An 18,970-nucleotide genomic window follows, 5' to 3' on the forward strand; every position below is an offset into this window, starting at 1 on the left:
CCGACCAAACTCACGAGTAAAGGCGCAGAATTCACGAGTAAACCACCCAAACTCACGAGTAAACCGGCAGAATTCACGAGTAAACGCCAAATTCACGAGTAAACCGGCGGAATTCACGAGTAAACCGACCAAACTCACGAGTAAAGCACTCAAACACATGATCAAAACGCCCTCATTAGCGTGGGACTTACAGCGTCTACGCCTTAAGTCTTACTAGAAAATATAGCTAAGGCTCATTATACGATGTTGTAAAAGTAGATAAGATATAAACAAGGAAAGGAGGACGAAAACAATGAAGAAATTTGGTTTATTTATTGTAGGACTGATCGCCTTATTTTTTTTACTGGCGAATGTTGGTCCATTGATCAGCCTGGCGATTTGCTTGGCGATCCTATACTTTGGATTCAAGCAGTTCATGAAGTCCGAATCGACAGGGGCCAAGATTGCATGGGGGTCCGTCTCCATTATCGTGCTGATCATTTCTATTTCCCATATCCCGGCAATATTGGGATTGGTGGCAGCTTATGTTCTTTACTTAGTCTATAAAAAATGGAATGAAAATGATGAAAGTGCATCATCGAAAGAAAATGACCCATTCTCAAATTTTGAAAGAGAGTGGAAAGAGTTGAATAAGAACTAATAGAAGGGATGTAATTGGAATGGGTAATTTATTTTCAAGAATGAAACAAACGATTTCAGCGGATTTTCACGACTTGTTGGATAAAAAGGAGCAAAAAAATCCAATTGGAATGTTAAATCAATATTTGCGTCAATGTGAGCAGGAGGCGGAAAAGGTCGGTAAGCTGCTTGAACGTCAATATCTTTTGAAAGAAGAGTTTACGCGTGAATATAATCAAGCGCAAAATCTGGCTGAAAAACGTAAGCATCAGGCTGAGATTGCCAAGCAGTCGGGAGAAACGGATTTAATGGAGTTTGCTGTAAAGGAAAGCCTGCACTATGAAGAGCGAGCGCTAAGTTTGAAGGAGGCGCATAAAAGTGCAGAGGTTCAGTTGGCTGAACTGGAGCGGAAATATGAAGAAATGAAGCATAAGCTGAAGGATATGCATCTAAAGCGTCTGGAGCTGATGGGCAGGGAAAATATTGCCCGGGCAAACAACCGGATCAATCGGGTTTTGGATGGGGGCAGATCCGAAGCCAAACCGGTAGCGATGTTTGAAGAAATGGAGCATTATATCGATCGCATCGAGCACCAGGTCCATACTGATTATAATCGGCATACGATCGATGCCAGGATTGTCCAGCTTGAAAAAGAATTGGAACAGAAAGAAGCGTAAAGTTTTTTTAAGGCATCGCTGTTATCCCCTGACCTTTTGGAATGGAGGGCGGGGGAAAACGGGCTGTCAGAACATGATAATTTCATGGTATTCTTAAAAGGCACGGGTTCCTGTGCCTTTTAAGAATATCGTGATCATATAAAGGGGAGGCGAACCGATGTTGAACAAGATGAAGACGGACTATATGGGATGGATACTTCTCATCGGAGTCGTCCTGATTTTTTTAGAGATTGCATTTAAGGGTGGAGGTCTCCTTTTTTCCTTCGCTTTTTCAATAGGATGCATCTATTTAGGCAGGAAATTCACAAAACGGACAATCGGGAAAATCCTATTTTTTATAGGGTTGATTTCGCTTATCATCAATGTCTTGAATATGTTCGTCTTTAAATTTTTCCTAATGGCGATCCTCATTTATCTTTTGTTTTTATATTATCAGTCCAAAAAGAATCCTGATTGGGTCAGTCCCATTTTAATAAATGATGATTCGGACGAAGAAAAGATCAATAAGGAACAATTGCTGAAAACCGATTACCTTTTTAAAAATAAGTTTTTCGGTCATCAACAGACGGCCGAGCAAGTATATGAATGGAATTCCGTGAATGTTCAGGGCGGGGTCGGTGATACGGTTATCGATTTAAGCAAAACGATTTTACCGAAAGGCGACGCTGTCATTTCCATCAGGAATATCATTGGCAATATCACTGTTCTCGTACCATATGGCATCGAAATCAGGGTCCATCATTCTGTCATTGCAGGCAGAGCGAGGATTTTTGAAAATAAGCCTGAATCCAGGGTCTTTAATCAAATTTATTCCTACCAAACGGAAGGGTTCAATGAAACGGATCAAAAGGTTCATATCATCACTTCAATCTTAGTTGGGGATTTAGAGGTGAAGCGGATATGAGTATACTGACACGGCAGATATTGACTGCCCTTGGTGTTGCTTTCGTTCTTTCCCTTGCCTTGCCGGCGGCGGTTTTCTTCATCTTTCCTTTATCCGACTGGAGCTTATTGTGGGAGAAAGTTGTCATGGGCTTACCCTTCGTCATATTCCTGCCAAGTCTGGTCATGACGGTAGGGCTGATTTATGGAGTCGTTTCGGGAATGTTTTGGAAGAGGCAGCTGGAAAGGGTGGATGAAGGGCTGTACTTACTTGAACAGGGCCGCTTACCTTCGCAACAGGAGACGTATCCGGTCCAAGAGATGGCTAAAATGGTGGAAAGGATGCATCTAATCCATAAGCAAATCAATGAACAGACAAAATTATCACAAAAAATGGCGAATGAAAAGGCCATTGATCAGGAGAAACAGATTCAGGAAATCGTTTCCCAGGAACGAAACCGTTTGGCGCGGGAACTGCATGATTCAGTGAGCCAGCAATTGTTTGCCGCTTCGATGTTCATGTCGGCCATCACTGAGTCACAATCCGATATGGAAAAAACGGAAATGAAACAATTCAAGGTAGTGGAAGAAATGATCCATCAATCCCAGCTTGAGATGAGGGCGTTATTGCTTCACTTGAGGCCTGTTGCATTAAAGGGAAAATCTTTACATGAAGGAATGAAGGAGCTTCTTTTGGAATTGGCCCAAAAAGTGACGATGGATATAAATTGGAAGATGGAGCCCGTCACTCTGGATAAGGGGATTGAGGACCATCTGTTTCGGATTTTACAAGAATCGATTTCCAATACACTGAGACATGCAAAAGCGAGCTCGCTTGAAGTGCTATTGATCGTTCGTGATGGGCTGATCATTTTACGGATAACGGATGACGGCATCGGTTTTAACGTCGAGGAGTCAAAAACGGGATCATATGGTCTGCAAAACATGCATGAACGGGCTGTTGAATTAGGCGGGACGATGCAACTTGTAAGCGTTCCGAATAAAGGAACGAAACTTGAAGTGAAAATCCCATTATTAAATGCTGGAGGTGATCATGATGATTAAAGTATTATTTGTCGATGACCATGAAATGGTAAGGATAGGGGTATCGGCTTATTTATCTGCACAGCCGGATATCGAAGTGATCGGGGAAGCGGACAATGGCTTGAAAGCTGTCGAACTGGCATTGGAATTACGTCCGGATATCATTTTGATGGATTTGGTGATGCCGGAAATGGACGGCATAGAAGCGACGAAACGAATTATCGAAAAATGGCCTGAAGCAAAGATCATCATTGTGACAAGCTTCCTGGATGATGAAAAAGTGTACCCGGCATTGGAAGCCGGAGCGACGAGCTATATGTTGAAAACATCAAAGGCCAGCGAGATTGCGAGAGCCGTCCGTTCCACTTTCCAGGGACAAAGCGTACTTGAACCTGAAGTGACGGGAAAAATGATGGAGAAGTTACGTCGCCCAAAGATTACCCAGCTTCATGATCAATTGACAAACCGAGAAATGGAAATTTTGCTGCTGATGACACAAGGGAAAACGAATCAGGAAATTGCGGATGAACTATACATAGCCCTGAAAACAGCCAAAGTGCATGTCAGTAATATATTAAGTAAGCTTGCCGTACAGGACCGCACGCAAGCAGTGATTTACGCATTTAAACATTCGCTCGTTCAAGAAGAGCAGTAAAGAGCGTCTATTTACCAATAGAGGAAAGTTTGCTATATTTAGGTAAATATCCCATCCTGTAAAGTTCATTCAAGGTTGCTGATTGCAGCCTTTTTTTTATGGATAACGGGAAAAAGGCAGGTGAAATGATGTTAAGAGTTATCTTAGAATTATTCCGTATAATCACCATTATTTTCGTTATTGGAATGATAATGGGGTTCATCATTAATTCAATCTATGCGATTTTTGGTATAACCGTAGAGAATACCGCAGGCGGATGGATTGTTGGTATGGCAATTTTCCCATTACTTTATGTACTCTATAAAAACTGGCTTCAATTTTCAGGGTTCTATAAAAATGGTGGACAAGTAAAACTCTCAAACAGGACAACTACTATACTGCTTTGCTTCTCTGTGCTAATGTTAACGGTTGCCCCTTTATTTCGCTAACGGAATGCAAAAAGAGCATGTTTTGATCAAAACATGCTCTTTTTTATACGATTTTTTTGATTATACGGCTTCCTCTGCGGTATCGAGCTTCTTGCCGTAAATCCGATAAAGAACCAGGGCAAATACCATTCCTATAAAGGAGATGGAGGAGATGAACAGGTAAAGGGTCTTGCCGCCGTAAGCCCCATATATGGCTCCGCCTATATAAGAAGCAATGATTCCCGAAACCCCGAAGAATAGCAGCGCCAGTACGGTCTGGCCTGTGGCACGCCATTCCACCGGAACGATCCGATACAGATATTGGATGGCCGCCGAGTAGAAAATCGGGAAAGTCAATATCTGCATGACTTGCAAATAAGCTAATAGTTGTGGATCGGTAATCCACGCAGAGATGAAATAACGGATAAAGAAAAACGCTGCTGCAAACGAAATGATGATGATTTCCTTACCCTTGCGAAGCCACCAAAAGCTTAGTGCGAACACAATGATTTCACTTCCAGCCGCTAAGAACCAGGTCAAGCCTACAAGCTTGGCACTTCCTCCAAGTTCCCGGATATACACTCCGAGGAAAGTATCGTTCATCCTTGCTGGAACAGCACAGATAAAGACTAATAACAGAAAGAGAAGCGTCTCTTTATTGCTGAAAAAATGCTTCAGGCTGCTTAAGGTGACTGGTTTTCCCGAAACGGGTGCATCAGGCATCATCCAGCTGATAATGAAACTGATCAATCCTATGCCCGCAAAAAGAAAGGCCAGGCTGTTCGCTCCGAAATATGACATAACATAGCCGGTGATCAGCGATATGACCGCATAACCCAATGCACCATATGTCCGAATGGAACCATAACTGATCCCGGATTTCTCTGCCATCGTAAAGTTAAGGCTTTCCGTCAGGGGATCGATCGGCATCAGAAAGAAATATAGCAGCATGGCAAACAGGATGAGTTGAAGATAACTGCTTGAATCATAGAGGAAATAACCGATTACGCTCGAGAAAAAGATGAGTAACAACAGAACTTTTCGTATCGTCCTTGTTTTGTCGCTGATCATTCCCCATAAAGGCTGGGTGATGAGGGTGACAAAACCTCCTGTACCGATGATGAACCCGATTTGGGCTGGACGCAAACCTTGATCAGCCAGATAGACTGGGAGAAACGGAATGAAAATGGCAAGCAGTCCAAAATATAAAAAGTTAAAACCCTTTAATAATCGTATTGCTTTCATAAAAAATATGATACCTCACGTGTTCTATAGATTGATTTCAACCTTGTTATTGTATCATTTATGACAGAATTTGAAAAAATAGTTTTAATTTTTATGGATGAAAATAGAATGATAGAGTTGGTTTCGAGGTTAAATTTCACTTTTTAAAAATGGATGTTAATGATAGAATTAACACTTATTGTTAATTGGAGAGGGTGATATTTAATGGATCAAGACACAAAAGTAATTCAGGAGTTGCAGGAACTGAAGCAAAAGGTCGGTCATCTTGAAGACTTATTAACGGAGCAAGCGAATAAAAAGGAAAAAGCAGGACTCTTTCGAACCTTCATGGATGCAGTAGTCTCATTGCTATTTGGATTAATTGTTGTAGGACCGGTTATAGTGATTGTCGTTGGTGTCCTGATGGTGGCTGCATCATGGTTAGGGATTTAGTTTTAAAAGTTAAGGAGAGCCTGGGCTTGTGTTAATTGTTGGTTATTCCAGCGGGGGTTAATGATGAAAAAGCAACGGTTTTGCTTTGATGGGGAAGGAGACCGTATGATTCATTTCTTATTGAACTTAATTACAGATATGGGTAAAGTACTTGCATCAATTTTATTCTAAATAGTATTTTACGGATTACATATGGCTGGCTCAACACGTTTTCCGATGATTTGTTTCTTTTAAAATATTATCCTAAGAAAGTTATTGACAAATTTACTTTGAGTCCGTATAGTATTGGATATTATTAAAAATATTCAGATATAATTTAATTTTTGAAACGCAATGATCAGGAGTAGTAAAAGCACATTATTCGGTAAAGAGAGCTGCGGGTTGGTGCAACGCAGTCCAATGATACTTTGAACTTGCCTGGGAGTGGTAAAGCGAAAGATAGGAATTATCCATTCTTTTGTTTTAACGATTGACCTTCGTTACAAGGTTTTTAAAGCAGGGTTCTAGAAAAGAGCCAATAAGAGTGGTACCGCGGTAAGCTTAAGGCATATCGTCTCTTTCTTCATTTGATTATGAAGGAAGAGACGATATGCTTTTTTTGATTTTTGGGAGGTAAGGATATGGAGACGGACAAACGGAATTTACAGAGGACAATGACTTCAAGGCATATTACGATGATGGCATTAGGCGGTGCCATCGGGGCAGGTTTATTTAAAGGAAGCAGTTCAGCCATTGATATGGCAGGCCCTTCCGTAATCATTGCGTACTTGATAGGGGGCATCATCCTATTATTCATCATGCAAGGTTTAGCTGAAATGGCGGTCCGCAATAGCGGTGCACGAACATTCAGGGATTTGGTCCAATCGATTTTAGGAAAGTATCCTGCCTATTTCCTGGATTGGATCTATTGGAAAATGTGGGTATTGAATATCGCGGCCGAATCAGTGGTTGCGGCGATTTTCCTTCAATATTGGCTGCCGGGATATCCAATCTGGATACTGGCATTAGCTGTTTCGGTTTTAGTTACTGCGGTTAACTTGCTGTCGGTTAAGGTTTTTGCTGAAACGGAGTACTGGCTTGCTTTAATTAAAATAACCGTCATCATTGTGTTCATCATGGCTGGATTATTGTTGCTGCTCGTTACTTTTGGTGATCATACAGCCGTCGGTTTTTCTAACTTGACTGAGCATGGCGGTTTCTTTCCGAATGGATCGACAGGTTTGATCACGGCGATGCTGGTGGTAATCTATTCATATGGCGGTACGGAAATCATCGGGGTCACATTAGCTGAAACGAAAAATCCTGAAAAAGTGGTTCCAAAAGCCGTTCGCAGTACATTGATCAGGATCATTTCTTTCTATATCATTCCTTTTTTCATCATCGTTAGCTTAATTCCTTGGAACGAAGTAAACGGGGTGCAGGAAAGTCCGTTTGTAATGGTCTTTCAAATGATTGGGATTCCTGGTGCCGACCATATTATGAACGCCGTTGTTCTATTAGCGATCATTTCATCGATGAACTCCGGGTTGTATGGTTCATCCCGCGTTCTGTATACACAAGCCGTTGATGGTCGCATTCCGAAAATCTTTTCCCGTTTATCCAAGAAGAAAGTACCTGTTCCCGCAATATTAATGTGTACTTCCGCTTTATATGGCGGTGTACTGATTTCCTTATTTGCTGGAAGCAAGACCTTCGATTTCCTAATGGGTTCGCTGGGATATACCGTATTATTCATCTGGTTGATCATAGCTTTCGCCCATTTGAAATCACGTAAACAACAGTCCCAAAAAACAAGTGCCTATTCGGTAAAATGGTTCCCGTATACGACTTGGGCTGCGATCATCGCTTTAATAACGATCCTGATCGGAATCATTTTCACGACATCCATAATCGTTACGATCATTACACTTTGCATCTACATCTTCATATCATTGACGTTTGTATGGAAAAAACGCCATAACAAAATCTAGAGAAAGCGTGGATATCGCTTTTGCCTTCTCGCATAGAAGTTTCAGTTTCAAGCCATGGTAGCATGCCATGGCTTTCGTTATGTATTCTTGGTCTGGTGAAAAGTAAGAGATATCCATTTTACTAGTTCATGGGAATCATTAACTTTAGCAATTAAAGAGTTAATCTAGTGAAAAATGTTGTATAATAATCTTTGGAAAAAAACCAATATATTGAAAGCCGGAGCGAGCTATGAAAAACAATTCCATACTATCCTTTCACCCGTTATATTATTTATTACTTTTGGTGATTACTAGTTCCATCTATTCAATCATCAATCAATCTTCAGGTCATGCTGTCGATGTTACGACTATAATAGATAGGGAGATTCCCTTTATTAAAGAATTTGTCGTTCCTTATTTACTTTGGTATCCGTATATTTATGGATTGCTGATTTACTACTGTTTTGTTGACCGAAAGCACTATTTCGTAGGATTAGGCAGTTTGGTATCGGGGAAACTACTCTGTTTTCTTGTATATTGCCTTTGGCAATCGACAGTCCCGCGTCCAGAAGTGGTGGGCAACGATATCTTTGCCCATTTAATGAGAATCGTCTATAGTCATGATCAACCTGTCAACTGTCTTCCCAGCATTCATGTACTGACTACATTCATCATGATGATCGTCGCCCATAAGCGGAAAGAACAGCACAAATGGGAGTATGCGAGTGTCACTGCATTCGGAACTCTGATTATCCTTTCCACACTATTTACGAAACAGCATGCTGTATTGGATGTACTAGCAGGGATACTTCTTGCATGTGGGGTATATGCAGCTGTCCAGTATATGTTCCAAGCCCTATCGGCTTATCAGGCCAATCATTACGCAGCAAGGCAAATTAAAAAATGAATCACAGTTAAGCCACTGTAAGAATATTAGCTCCCATGAGCTGATAAGTTACAGTGGTTTTTTGTGTATTAAAAATTTGGATATTTATGTTAAATTATATATGATATTATTTTTTTAGTCGAATTGAAACAATGGCGGGAGGAAAAGAATGCCACATCATCTTAATCGAATTGCTGAAGACTTGGTTAAAGCGAAGTTGGAAAATTATTGGTCGGGTTTTGAACTTGTTGCTTATGCATTATATGATAAGAGAAATGTTTATCTATTCAATCATCCCAAATTCAGTAACAATCCACATTGTGCATATCATACTTTAAAGTGGGATGTACATTTTACTGGCGACACAATTATTTTGTATGAAGAATATCCCACTGCAATTGTTAATATGGATTCGTATGAGGATTATGAAGATTTGTATTCAATAGTGGTTCACGAATTATTTCACGGCTATCAGTATATTAAAGATGAAAAACGGTTTCCTGATGAAATGATGGGAATCACATATCCGTTGTCAAAAGAAAATGTGGAATTGCGAAATCAGGAAAGAACAAATCTTTATCATGCGTTGTTGGAAAATAACATAATTAAGAAGAAACAATGCCTTAATGCTTTCATTGCACTAAGGGAAAAAAGAGCAGCTAAGGTTGAAGAGTACCTAACATATGAAAAATTGATTGAAACCATTGAGGGACCTGCGTGGTATGTCGAATTAAGGGCTTACTCCGAAAAAGGCCCGCTTGATTACCATTCAGTTTTAAAAAAGTATGCACAACAACTAATAAACAAATATGAATCTACTTCTAGTATTAGAAGTAGTTGTTATAGTTCCGGTTTGTTTATGTGTTTGTTACTTGAGGAGCTTTCACCAGGCTGGATGGAAAGTTTTTTTGATAGAGAAGAAACATTATATGACATATTAAAACAGCATACCGGTGACTATATGGAAGATTCAATAGCTGATGTGAAGATAAGTTCTGAAACAGAGGAAGTCGTTAATTTTGCCATAGAAAAGAGAATAAAAGCATTTGAAGAGTTTAATGAACAAGCAGGAATTCATCTATATATTGAAGGGGAAATAACTGCTGAATCCTTTGACCCGATGAATATCATCCCATTAGAAGATAAACTTTTACATAAGAGCTTTATAAATGTAAGAATGAACAACCAAGATTTTCTTATTCAACAACCTGTTATTGCCCATGTTGGCAATGGAATTAAAAACATAAATAAATTACACCTGATATTAGGGAAAGCACCCATTGAAAACATTGATTCGCTTACAATTGATGATGTTGGAGAAATAAAGGGAAGATATAAGAAACAAGAAAATATCTGGCATGTACTTATTTAAAATGAATTACATCGGTGCTTAAAATGAAGCATGGAGATCAATACCCCGTTTGGGGAGTGTCTGCTAACATAAATTTGATACCGACATAAAAAAAAAGCATCGAACCTCCCATACAGGAAGTCCGATGCTTTTTTCTTTTACATTTCAGCTTCAATTTTCAAAGACGATTCTTCGCTGAACTGTTCCTTATCCAGGTCGCCTGTTATTTTACTAGTAAGAATACCGGAAGTCATGCTTCCGCTGACATTCACAGCCGTTCTTCCCATATCGATCAATGGCTCGATTGAAATCAACAATCCGGCCAAGGCGATTGGCAAGTTCATTGCGGATAATACCAGGATGGCAGCAAATGTTGCTCCTCCGCCTACACCTGCAACCCCGAAAGAGCTAATGGCCACGATGGCAATCAACATGGCGATAAATGAAGGCTCCAGTGGGTTGATTCCAACCGTTGGAGCAATCATGACCGCTAACATGGCCGGATAGATTCCGGCACAGCCGTTTTGACCGATTGACAAGCCGAAGGATCCGGCAAAGTTGGCAATACCTTCCGACACCCCTAGTTGTTTCTGTGTTTGAATGTTCAATGGAAGAGCTCCTGCACTTGTTCTTGAAGTGAAGGCAAACGATAATACCGGGAACGCCTTTCTTAAATATACGATTGGGTTCAATCCTGCAAGCATCAGCAATAGCAAATGGATGAGGAACATGACAATCAGGGCGACATAAGAGGCTCCCACGAATTTCCCCAATTTCAGGATGGCATCCAAATCACTCGTAGCTACCGTCTTCGTCATGATCGCCAAGATCCCGTAAGGTGTTAAACGAAGGATCAATGTTACGACACGCATGATGATGCTGTGCAATGTATCTACTATTTTAGCAAAAAATTCAGCATGTTCAGGCTGCTTCCGTTTGACTCCTAAATAGGCAATCCCAAGAAATGCAGCAAAAATTACAACGGAAATCGTTGATGTCGGACGTGCTCCCGTTAAATCAAGGAACGGGTTGGATGGAATCAATTCAAGGATTTGCTGCGGCATCGTTTTATCCTGAATCGTACCGTATGTTTCCGATATTTGATCCCCGCGGCTTAACTCCGCTTCCCCTTGCTCAATTTGAACGGCTTCCAAATTGAATACAGTTGCCGAGGTGATCCCGACAGCTGCTGCAATCGCAGTCGTTCCAAGCAGGATTCCGATGATCAGGACACTGATCTTTCCAATATTGCTAGTCAGTTTCAATCTTGTGAATGCTGATAAGATCGAAATGAAGACAAGCGGCATGACGATCATTTGCAGGAACTTGACATAGCCGGAACCTACAATGTTAAACCAATCGACCGATTTAACGATCGCTTCTGACTGAGGTTCATAGAAATACTGCAAAAGAAGTCCGAATACGATCCCTAAACCAAGTCCAGTAAAGACCCTTTTTGTAAAGGAAACATGCTTCTTATTCATGTAAAATAAAACGCCTAAAAGAACGAGCATTATGGCAAGATTTAAAAACACATAACCAATCATATATATTCCTCCTAATTCCGATTAACCAAATAAGAATAATAAATATCTGAAGACTATGATACATCATCCGTTGATTTTTTACCAGAAGAAAATAATTTATTTTTGACTTTTCAAGTAATTCATGTATATATCTCTATTCACGAACTGGGTTAGAGGGAACAATAAAGAGGAGGCTGGAACAAACTAGGTGAAAATCTTCCATTATATACATTTAACAGGGAGGATAATCCCTTGGTTTTCTTGAATGATATATCAGGTCGCATATGCTTAGCATTTTTTGAGAGGATGAAGGAATGATGGATATATACATTCACATGCTAAATGAACAGGATGCACAAGCGTTATTTGCATTTGAATGCAATAATAGAAGGTTTTTCGAGCAAACGGTGCCAGGCCGGGGAGATGATTATTATAGTTTTGGAACGTTTGAGATCAGGCATAAGGAATTATTAAAAGAACAAGAAGATGCCATCTCCTCTTTTTATTTAATTAAGGATGGTTCAGGCATAATCGTCGGCAGGATTAACCTTGTGGATATCGATCCCATTAATGGTACGGCTCATGTCGGTTACAGAATCGGTGAAAGGTTTACGCAAAAGGGGATAGCGAATGAAGCTTTAAGGCTTTTGGTTAATCTGGCGCCGGAATTGAATGTGACTCAAATACAAGCCAAAACGACAAGCGACAATATTGCCTCCCAAAAGGTTTTAGTGAAAAACGGTTTTGAACAGATTTCGATTAATGAGGAAATTAGTGCGGATTCGGGTCAAAAGCTAATGTTCTACCATTATAGTAGGAACCTTTAAATCCATTTTCTTCTATTAATAGACCGCATAAAGTGAAAAGGATTTAAGAGATGAAGAAATAATCTCGAGATATTTTCGCGGCAAAAGATTTCATTACTTAAAAGGAGAAAGGATAATATAATATGATAGAAGGTTTATATGAAGCCCATCTACCCGTCAAGAACCTGGCCATCTCTATGGGTTTTTATAAGAAAATAGGCTTGAAACTAGCTTGGAGGGATGAAGATACTGCCTTCTTTTGGATAGAAGAAAACAAAAGCTGGGTCGGATTATGGGAAGGGAAAGAATATCAAACTCCATACCACCCTTCAATAAGGCATATCGCATTTCGGGTATCTTATGAAAATATGAAAAATGCATTAACTTGGCTCCAATCCCTAAAAATTGAAGTGGTCCCTTTTGGAAAAAGAACATCGATTGAACCTTTTGTTCGGCCGAACCAAGGAAACGCTTCCGTCTATTTCAATGACCCGGATGGAAATAGTCTCGAACTCATGTGTTCGGTAGAAGTCCCTGATGCATATAAGCATATGACTGAAAAACTTTCAATTGAAGAATGGGAAGAACTAAATTCTATAGAAGAAAACAAAAAAATCTACTAGTATGAAACGATTGGTTTTATTTAATAGAAGGAAGTGTAAGTATTGTTTAATCAATTAACGAATAACGATAGTATTCTTAATCATTTACGTGCAGACTGTGAGAATTGTTTTGGTTTGTGCTGTGTAGCTTTGCCTTATGCAAAATCTGCTGATTTTGCATTTGATAAAAATGGAGGTACACCATGTTCAAACCTGCAATCGGATTATCGTTGCGGCATCCATGAAAATCTCAGAGCAAAGGGATTTAGGGGCTGCACGGTATATGAATGCTTCGGTGCCGGTCAAAAGGTATCTCAACTCACATATGATGGAAACGATTGGAGAGACAACCCAGCGTCAGCAAAGGAAATGTTCGATGTGTTTCCTATTATGCAACAACTTCATGAAATGCTTTGTTACTTAAATGAAGCACTGAATTTAGAAGATGCGAAACCTCTTTATCAAGATTTGCAGGCTGCTTTTGAAGAAACGGAATATCTCACTAAGCAAAGTCCAAAGTCCATCATGGACCTGAATGTACCAGCTCATAGAGCGATCGTTAATGATTTACTTCTGCGCACAAGTGAACTCGTACGTGCAAAGGTATCATTTAATAAAAATAAAAATCAGAAAAAACAGAACAAAATAGGGAGGGGAAGTGACCTTATCGGTGCAAAGTTGAGAGGTGCTGACCTTAGGGGAGCGAACTTAAGAGGAGCTTTACTTATCGCATCCGACCTCAGAGAAGCTGACATGAGAGTGACGGATCTTATCGGTGCAGACTTTAGGGACGCTGATTTAAGCGGTGCCGATCTCACCGGGAGTTTCTTCATCACACAAGCACAGATTAACTCGGCTAAAGGCGATACGAAGACAAAATTACCGCTCACATTAAACATTCCCGATCATTGGAGGTAGAAGTAAAGCCAAGATCGGAAGCTAACTTTCATGCAGCGTATACGCCTCATGAATGAAAATGGTTTAATTCACGAATAAAAGGCGCAAATTCACGAGTAAAAGCGTCAGACTCACGAGTAAAAAGCACACATTCACGAGTTAAGGCGTCAAATTCACGAGTAATGGGGAAATTTAATACATAGATTTAGCTTTAATCCTAAGCTTTTACAAAAAGTGAACTCTATACTAACATGCGATTCTTCATTAGGAAGGATCGTCTTTTATAATTGGGCGGAAAACTTTCATTTTTCCATTTGACTCTGACGTTGCGTAATACCTTAAAGTAAATGATATCGAAAGGAGGTAAGAAGCAGTGGCAATGAAAGTGAAAGAGCTAGCCGATTTAGTTGGCATTAGTGTGCGGACACTGCATTATTATGATGAAATCGGGTTATTATCTCCAGAGGAAATAACAGATTCAGGTTATCGCCTTTATTCGAATGATAATCTTGAGATGTTGCAGCAAATCCTGTTTTTCAGGGAACTTGGCATGCCGTTAAAGGAAATAAAGCAAATGATAAGCAGCTCTTCGTTTGATAAACAAGATGCGTTAAAGCAACATCAAAAAATGTTACTGGAGAAACGCAGTCAGCTCGATAAATTAATTGAGACGGTCGAAAAATCGATTAAGCATATGAAAGGGGAAATTCAAATGACGAATAAAGAAAAATTTGAAGGATTTGACTTCAGTCAGAATCCTTATGAAGAAGAAGCCCGCAAGCTTTGGGGGGATAAAGCTGTCGATGAATCGAAGGCTAAAGTGGCGGGCATGTCCAAGGATGCACAGAAAATTGTATCGGATATCTATATAAAACTTGCTTCAATCCGAAAAGACTCTCCCAAGTCGGAGGAGGCACAAGAGCTAATTAAAGAATGGTATGATTGTTTGAACAATAACTTCGGCACATACTCACTGGATGCTTTCAAAGGATTAGGTCAAATGTACGTGGATGATCAACGCTTCACCAAAAATATCGACAAATACGGTGATGGTTTAGCAAAATTCATGTGTGATGCGATGGGGCATTTTGCTGACGCTAACAAAAATTGAATCCCCAGATTAGATGGAAGGTTGCTCCGGCAACCTTCTTATTTTATAGCTAAAGCGACAGTCAGTTTAAGAAGCTGTATACTATAGTTATGGTAATATTTATAATATTCCGATTTATAGAGAATAGGGGGAAACTTATGGAGTTTAGGAATGCCGCCTTTAACCTCGGGAAAATCAATGATGTTGATGGAAGTAAAGTGGCTGTTTTTAATGGAGATGCCATTTATACAAGCATCGTCACTAAACTTCGGGCCGCAGGTTGTGTTTTCGCCGAGGAAGAGGCCCGGTTGCTCATCATCGCAGCAGGGACAACGGCCGAATTGGCCGGGATGGTGGATAGACGGATAGCGGGTTTACCCCTTGAGCACGTCATCGGCTGGGCGGAATTCTGCGGTATCCGGATAGAAGTTGACCTCGGAGTCTTCGTACCCCGCAGACGGACCGAGTTTTTAGTCCGCCAAGCGGCAGCACTCGCTATGCCAGGAGCAGTTGTGGTGGACTTGTGCTGCGGCACGGGCGCGGTTGGCTCCGCTGTGGGCGATGTTCTCGAAGAAATCGAGTTGTACGCCGTCGACATTGACCCAGCCGCGGTGCGGTGCGCGCGTCGTAACGTCACTTCAGTCAATGGTCAGGTATACGAAGGGGACCTCTATGAACCGCTTCCGGCCAATTTACGGGGACGTGTTGACGTACTGGTCGCAAACGCACCATACGTCCCTACTGAGGGAATCGGTCTTTTACCCCATGAAGCGCGCATGCATGAGGCGAGGGTGGCATTAGATGGCGGGGCGGACGGGCTTGATGTCCAGAGAAGGGTGGCGGCTTCGGCAACACTTTGGCTGGCACCGGGCTCCCATTTGTTAGTCGAGACCAGTGAGCGGCAAGCGATGCAGACCGTAGAAATCTTTGCTAGATACGGGGTGATGCCACGGGTGGTAAAGTGTGAAGAACTGGACGCCACTGTCGTAATTGGAACCAGACCCGCACTCTAAAGAAATGTTTTTAGAGGCGCTTTTTCTTATAACGATTGGAACAAAGAAGTTATGTGCGGCATTATTTTCTTGGTTTTGGGAATCGGTCTATTTACAAAAAAAGAGATCTGCATCATAAAAGGGACCAAAGAAGCGGTCCCTTTCCGACATTATTTCTTTAGCATGTTTACGATTTCCTTAGCTTTTTCTAATGTAACTCCTTCAATGAAACTGTTGTTTTTTCGAACGGCCGTACCGAAATGATAGTGACCGGTATGCAGTTCGGAATGGATAGCAAGGATATTATCCTTATTTAGACCGCTTCCAACCAGTATCGCTATGTCGCCGCAGACTCTTTTCATTTGTTGAATCGTTTTCATGCGGCTGGGGAATTCCCCATGCCCACCTGACGTCAATATCGTTGTGATTTCTGGATATTGTGCCAGTGTTTCAGCTGAAATGACTGGGTCGTTTGTTTCATCGATGGCTCGGTGGAATGTAATCTCCAAACCTTCACATTCCGTCAATAATTCTTCGAGGTAAGGTCGATTGATTTCATTTTTTTCATTTAATACACCCAATACGACCCCGTTCGCACCGAGTGAACGAATGATTTGGATATCCTTTTTCATAATTTCCAAATCTTTTTGAGTATAACAAAACGACTGGCTATGAGGCCTCACCATCACGTTGACTGGTATCTTTACTGAATGGACGACAGCTTCTATCAAGGCGTGGCTGGGAGTTAATCCCCCCTCGGCCAAAGAACTAACAAGCTCGATTCGGTCTGCGCCGGATTCTCCGATTAAAATGGCATCTTCTATCGTTGTGGCAATGAATTCAATGTACATTGGATTTTCCTTCCTGCATGCAAGTATTATAAGAATAGCTTGTATAAGATTATTAAATCCATTAAGAATAGTAAAGTCAATTCATTAATAGATATCATGACCTCTCATCAAATACCTGCACTAGTTTTCCTTAGCTTTTCTCAAATGGAATTTCTTTATTTCTCATATTTATGAAACGAAATGAACATTCGAACGTATAAAAAAAGAATATATTAAATCGTATATTTGAAAGTGGAATGTCTGGCTGGGTAATTAAATGAAAATCATCATGACGGAGGTTATTTAATTGGATAAAGAAAGTAAGGAAGTAAAGAAATCGAGGTTTTACAAAGTAGGGATGGGATTCCTGATCATTTCCCTTCTCACTTGGATCATTCCTGTCGTAGCTCCTTTTACGCCATTTTCAACTGCGGCTAAAGCGGGGGTCATAACAGGTGCGATCGTCTTTGCGGAAGTCATGTTTTGGGCAGGCGCGCTTTTGGTCGGGAAAGAAGTGGCTGCTAAATATAAAGGTTATTTAAACCCGAAGAATTGGAGAAAAGAAAAAGGGTGAAGCAGTTTTTTATAAAAAAGGGCTGGTAGTGAAGCTCCATGGAAACTGAGTTGTTGAAAGTTTTCGATTCCGATCGCATACAAGCAGGTGTGGCTTCGCGTGAGGAAGTACATAGATTGGGGCATTGGCCTGCTGGTTTTCAGTAGGGAAGCGGACGTGGATTATCTATATCTTCAGCATCGCTGTGCGATGAAAAAAGATTATCCGAATCTATTGGATATTACGGCTGCCGGCCATTTACTCGCTCATGAAACGGTATACGACGGCTTCAGGGAGATTAAAGAAGAAATAGGCATTGACGTTTCCTTTGACGAGTTGGTTCCAAGAAGATTTCATCAACAAAGAACAGGCAAACGTCTTTCTATATGAAAGTGCACATAGCTTCGATGATTTCACCCTGCAGCCAGAAGAGGTTTCCGGAATGGTGAAGGTTGCGCCGAATGACTTCGAAGGGCTATGGACCGGAGCGGAGGACAAAGTGAATATTAAGGGATTTGAAATGAATCACGAAGGCCGTATGATGATGATCGATCGGTTTGTTGGACGGGATGAGTTCGTTCAGCATGATCTTTCCTATTATGAAAGCATCATTAGATTGATCAGGGAAAACCTCGCTAAATGAAAATAAAGCCCCGACAAAACGATTCGAGTTTTGTCGGGGCTTTTTTAAGATTAAGTACTTCGACCTGTATCTTTTCCGGGGAACCGCAGCCTATTGGCTCGTTTTGTCACAGTTTGATACGCATATGTCCTTAGTTGTTACCTTATTTGTCCTGAATTGCTCATAGGGATATTGACTTTGTCTCTGTGGTGATTCAGTTGATAAAGCGAGACATACCAGACTGTAATAGTGATGGCAGGCTGCAAGTTAAAGGAGGTTTATGTAGTTTTTCATGAACTAGGGAATTTATCACTTGTAAGAATATGACAAAATTGTAAGATGAACAGTGTACAAATTTTGTAAAGGGGATGAGTGAAATAATGAAAAAAATGGTTTTAAGCATTTCATTTTTTGTAGCTTCTTTAGTCCTTTTTGGCTCCCTTGATCTTTTTGCCAGCAAAGCATCAGCAGAAACACACACCTATGATGGAAAAAGTCCTTACTATAATAGTTGTGCGAATAGCGCAGTCACGAAGAAGTCCGTGAAAATTTATGCCAACGGCGGCTCTGCCAATTTGGAGTTGAAATTCAGCACAACATGCAAAACGGCTTGGGCAAAGATAACTCTTAGCAGACCGGCTAAAATGGATGGGGAGGCAACGGCATTGGTTGTTCGAAATACTGATAATAAACAATTCAGCTGTGCATCTCCTGGAGGAAATGGTGAAATAAATAAAGGTCAAACGACTTGCTATACACCAATGGTATATGATTTAGATCCGCGAAAAGCAAAAGCGGTCGCTTTTTGGCCATATACAGCAGGTGAAACCGGCTGGTATTAATGAAAAAGGAAAAGCCTTCATCTATTTTTATGGAAAGAAAGGATGAATGAATTGAATAAAAAGC

22 protein-coding genes and 1 other annotated feature are annotated in these 18,970 nt (G+C 40.7%); of the genes, 19 read left to right on the top strand and 3 right to left on the bottom strand.

Annotation, left to right across the window (positions count from 1 at the left end):
* Window positions 1–292 precede the first annotated feature (292 nt).
* From FNK51_RS16380 to FNK51_RS16405, 6 genes are all read left to right on the top strand, one after another.
* On the top strand, window positions 293–640 hold the full coding sequence (locus FNK51_RS16380) for a lmo0954 family membrane protein (RefSeq protein ID WP_098373729.1): 348 nt from the start codon (window positions 293–295) through the stop codon (window positions 638–640).
* A gap of 19 nt (window positions 641–659) precedes the next feature.
* Complete coding sequence (locus tag FNK51_RS16385) at window positions 660–1,295, top strand: PspA/IM30 family protein (RefSeq protein ID WP_098373728.1); 636 nt, start codon at window positions 660–662, stop codon at window positions 1,293–1,295.
* A gap of 157 nt (window positions 1,296–1,452) precedes the next feature.
* Complete coding sequence (gene liaF, locus FNK51_RS16390; protein ID WP_098373727.1) at window positions 1,453–2,199, top strand: cell wall-active antibiotics response protein LiaF; 747 nt, start codon at window positions 1,453–1,455, stop codon at window positions 2,197–2,199.
* Complete coding sequence (locus tag FNK51_RS16395) at window positions 2,196–3,242, top strand: sensor histidine kinase (RefSeq protein WP_098373726.1); 1,047 nt, start codon at window positions 2,196–2,198, stop codon at window positions 3,240–3,242. The genes liaF and FNK51_RS16395 overlap by 4 nt, the downstream gene beginning before the upstream one ends.
* On the top strand, window positions 3,235–3,876 hold the full coding sequence (locus FNK51_RS16400; RefSeq protein ID WP_098373725.1) for a response regulator transcription factor: 642 nt from the start codon (window positions 3,235–3,237) through the stop codon (window positions 3,874–3,876). The genes FNK51_RS16395 and FNK51_RS16400 overlap by 8 nt, the downstream gene beginning before the upstream one ends.
* A 98-nt stretch (window positions 3,877–3,974) precedes the next feature.
* Complete coding sequence (locus tag FNK51_RS16405) at window positions 3,975–4,304, top strand: hypothetical protein (protein WP_286178745.1); 330 nt, start codon at window positions 3,975–3,977, stop codon at window positions 4,302–4,304.
* A 60-nt stretch (window positions 4,305–4,364) separates the two neighbouring features.
* Here FNK51_RS16405 and FNK51_RS16410 read toward each other — a convergent pair whose 3' ends face one another.
* Window positions 4,365–5,528 carry an MFS transporter gene (locus FNK51_RS16410; protein WP_141994021.1) on the bottom strand — a complete coding sequence of 388 codons (1,164 nt, stop codon included), beginning with the start codon at window positions 5,526–5,528 and terminating at the stop codon, window positions 4,365–4,367.
* 204 nt (window positions 5,529–5,732) lie between these two features.
* Between FNK51_RS16410 and FNK51_RS16415 the strand changes: the two genes are divergently transcribed.
* The 4 genes from FNK51_RS16415 (at window position 5,733) to FNK51_RS16430 (ending at window position 10,167) form a co-directional block, all read left to right on the top strand.
* The gene (locus FNK51_RS16415; RefSeq protein WP_141994022.1) at window positions 5,733–5,960 is read left to right on the top strand and encodes a hypothetical protein; all 228 of its coding nucleotides are present in this window, start codon (window positions 5,733–5,735) and stop codon (window positions 5,958–5,960) included.
* A 324-nt stretch (window positions 5,961–6,284) separates the two neighbouring features.
* Window positions 6,285–6,521 (top strand) — a binding site (T-box leader).
* 59 nt (window positions 6,522–6,580) lie between these two features.
* On the top strand, window positions 6,581–7,930 hold the full coding sequence (locus FNK51_RS16420; protein ID WP_141994023.1) for an amino acid permease: 1,350 nt from the start codon (window positions 6,581–6,583) through the stop codon (window positions 7,928–7,930).
* Window positions 7,931–8,159: 229 nt separating this feature from the next.
* Complete coding sequence (locus tag FNK51_RS16425) at window positions 8,160–8,816, top strand: phosphatase PAP2 family protein (protein WP_098373721.1); 657 nt, start codon at window positions 8,160–8,162, stop codon at window positions 8,814–8,816.
* Between the two features lie 148 nt (window positions 8,817–8,964).
* Entirely contained in the window at window positions 8,965–10,167 is a 1,203-nt protein-coding gene (locus tag FNK51_RS16430; RefSeq protein WP_141994024.1) for a hypothetical protein, read from the top strand.
* A gap of 137 nt (window positions 10,168–10,304) precedes the next feature.
* Here the strand turns inward: FNK51_RS16430 and FNK51_RS16435 are convergent, their stop codons facing one another.
* Window positions 10,305–11,693 carry an L-cystine transporter gene (locus tag FNK51_RS16435; protein ID WP_141994025.1) on the bottom strand — a complete coding sequence of 463 codons (1,389 nt, stop codon included), beginning with the start codon at window positions 11,691–11,693 and terminating at the stop codon, window positions 10,305–10,307.
* Between the two features lie 293 nt (window positions 11,694–11,986).
* Here FNK51_RS16435 and FNK51_RS16440 point away from each other — a divergent pair, with 293 nt between their 5' ends.
* From FNK51_RS16440 to FNK51_RS16460, 5 genes are all read left to right on the top strand, one after another.
* Complete coding sequence (locus FNK51_RS16440; RefSeq protein ID WP_353617895.1) at window positions 11,987–12,499, top strand: GNAT family N-acetyltransferase; 513 nt, start codon at window positions 11,987–11,989, stop codon at window positions 12,497–12,499.
* Window positions 12,500–12,621: 122 nt separating this feature from the next.
* Window positions 12,622–13,101, top strand: coding sequence for a VOC family protein (locus tag FNK51_RS16445; protein WP_141994027.1), 480 nt, complete (start codon window positions 12,622–12,624; stop codon window positions 13,099–13,101).
* 42 nt (window positions 13,102–13,143) lie between these two features.
* On the top strand, window positions 13,144–13,998 hold the full coding sequence (locus tag FNK51_RS16450; protein WP_141994028.1) for a pentapeptide repeat-containing protein: 855 nt from the start codon (window positions 13,144–13,146) through the stop codon (window positions 13,996–13,998).
* 352 nt (window positions 13,999–14,350) lie between these two features.
* Window positions 14,351–15,088, top strand: coding sequence for a MerR family transcriptional regulator (locus FNK51_RS16455; protein WP_141994029.1), 738 nt, complete (start codon window positions 14,351–14,353; stop codon window positions 15,086–15,088).
* A 197-nt stretch (window positions 15,089–15,285) separates the two neighbouring features.
* Complete coding sequence (locus FNK51_RS16460; RefSeq protein WP_483296123.1) at window positions 15,286–16,080, top strand: putative protein N(5)-glutamine methyltransferase; 795 nt, start codon at window positions 15,286–15,288, stop codon at window positions 16,078–16,080.
* A gap of 149 nt (window positions 16,081–16,229) precedes the next feature.
* On the opposite strand, the gene FNK51_RS16465 is transcribed toward FNK51_RS16460, so the two are convergent.
* On the bottom strand, window positions 16,230–16,910 hold the full coding sequence (locus tag FNK51_RS16465; protein ID WP_141994031.1) for a copper homeostasis protein CutC: 681 nt from the start codon (window positions 16,908–16,910) through the stop codon (window positions 16,230–16,232).
* Window positions 16,911–17,196: 286 nt separating this feature from the next.
* Here FNK51_RS16465 and FNK51_RS16470 point away from each other — a divergent pair, with 286 nt between their 5' ends.
* The 4 genes from FNK51_RS16470 (at window position 17,197) to FNK51_RS16480 (ending at window position 18,906) form a co-directional block, all read left to right on the top strand.
* A complete protein-coding gene (locus FNK51_RS16470) occupies window positions 17,197–17,463 on the top strand; it encodes a transporter suffix domain-containing protein (protein ID WP_309487140.1) in 267 nt (88 codons plus the stop codon).
* A gap of 99 nt (window positions 17,464–17,562) precedes the next feature.
* On the top strand, window positions 17,563–17,832 hold the full coding sequence (locus FNK51_RS27550; protein WP_353617896.1) for an NUDIX hydrolase: 270 nt from the start codon (window positions 17,563–17,565) through the stop codon (window positions 17,830–17,832).
* Window positions 17,759–18,085 (top strand): NUDIX hydrolase, encoded by a 327-nt coding sequence (locus FNK51_RS27555; protein ID WP_353617897.1) that lies wholly within the window; start codon window positions 17,759–17,761, stop codon window positions 18,083–18,085. Before FNK51_RS27550 ends, FNK51_RS27555 begins: the two co-directional genes overlap by 74 nt.
* A gap of 347 nt (window positions 18,086–18,432) precedes the next feature.
* Window positions 18,433–18,906 carry a YjfA family protein gene (locus tag FNK51_RS16480; RefSeq protein ID WP_141994032.1) on the top strand — a complete coding sequence of 158 codons (474 nt, stop codon included), beginning with the start codon at window positions 18,433–18,435 and terminating at the stop codon, window positions 18,904–18,906.
* Window positions 18,907–18,970: the final 64 nt, after the last annotated feature.

It is taken from the genome of Bacillus sp. B4EP4a, assembly GCF_006680105.1.
Classification (GTDB): Bacteria; Bacillota; Bacilli; order Bacillales; family DSM-1321; genus Peribacillus; species Peribacillus simplex_E.

Coding starts and splice junctions, on each gene's coding strand:
- FNK51_RS16385 (WP_098373728.1), top strand. CDS start 660: ATGGGTAATTTATTTTCAAGAATGAAACAAACGATTTCAGCGGATTTT.
- FNK51_RS16435 (WP_141994025.1), bottom strand. CDS start 11,693: ATGATTGGTTATGTGTTTTTAAATCTTGCCATAATGCTCGTTCTTTTA.
- FNK51_RS16410 (WP_141994021.1), bottom strand. CDS start 5,528: ATGAAAGCAATACGATTATTAAAGGGTTTTAACTTTTTATATTTTGGA.
- FNK51_RS16400 (WP_098373725.1), top strand. CDS start 3,235: ATGATTAAAGTATTATTTGTCGATGACCATGAAATGGTAAGGATAGGG.
- FNK51_RS16380 (WP_098373729.1), top strand. CDS start 293: ATGAAGAAATTTGGTTTATTTATTGTAGGACTGATCGCCTTATTTTTT.
- FNK51_RS16420 (WP_141994023.1), top strand. CDS start 6,581: ATGGAGACGGACAAACGGAATTTACAGAGGACAATGACTTCAAGGCAT.
- FNK51_RS16480 (WP_141994032.1), top strand. CDS start 18,433: ATGAGTGAAATAATGAAAAAAATGGTTTTAAGCATTTCATTTTTTGTA.
- FNK51_RS16465 (WP_141994031.1), bottom strand. CDS start 16,910: ATGTACATTGAATTCATTGCCACAACGATAGAAGATGCCATTTTAATC.
- FNK51_RS16430 (WP_141994024.1), top strand. CDS start 8,965: ATGCCACATCATCTTAATCGAATTGCTGAAGACTTGGTTAAAGCGAAG.
- FNK51_RS16445 (WP_141994027.1), top strand. CDS start 12,622: ATGATAGAAGGTTTATATGAAGCCCATCTACCCGTCAAGAACCTGGCC.
- FNK51_RS16395 (WP_098373726.1), top strand. CDS start 2,196: ATGAGTATACTGACACGGCAGATATTGACTGCCCTTGGTGTTGCTTTC.
- FNK51_RS16415 (WP_141994022.1), top strand. CDS start 5,733: ATGGATCAAGACACAAAAGTAATTCAGGAGTTGCAGGAACTGAAGCAA.
- liaF (WP_098373727.1), top strand. CDS start 1,453: ATGTTGAACAAGATGAAGACGGACTATATGGGATGGATACTTCTCATC.
- FNK51_RS16440 (WP_353617895.1), top strand. CDS start 11,987: ATGATGGATATATACATTCACATGCTAAATGAACAGGATGCACAAGCG.
- FNK51_RS16405 (WP_286178745.1), top strand. CDS start 3,975: ATGGATAACGGGAAAAAGGCAGGTGAAATGATGTTAAGAGTTATCTTA.
- FNK51_RS16425 (WP_098373721.1), top strand. CDS start 8,160: ATGAAAAACAATTCCATACTATCCTTTCACCCGTTATATTATTTATTA.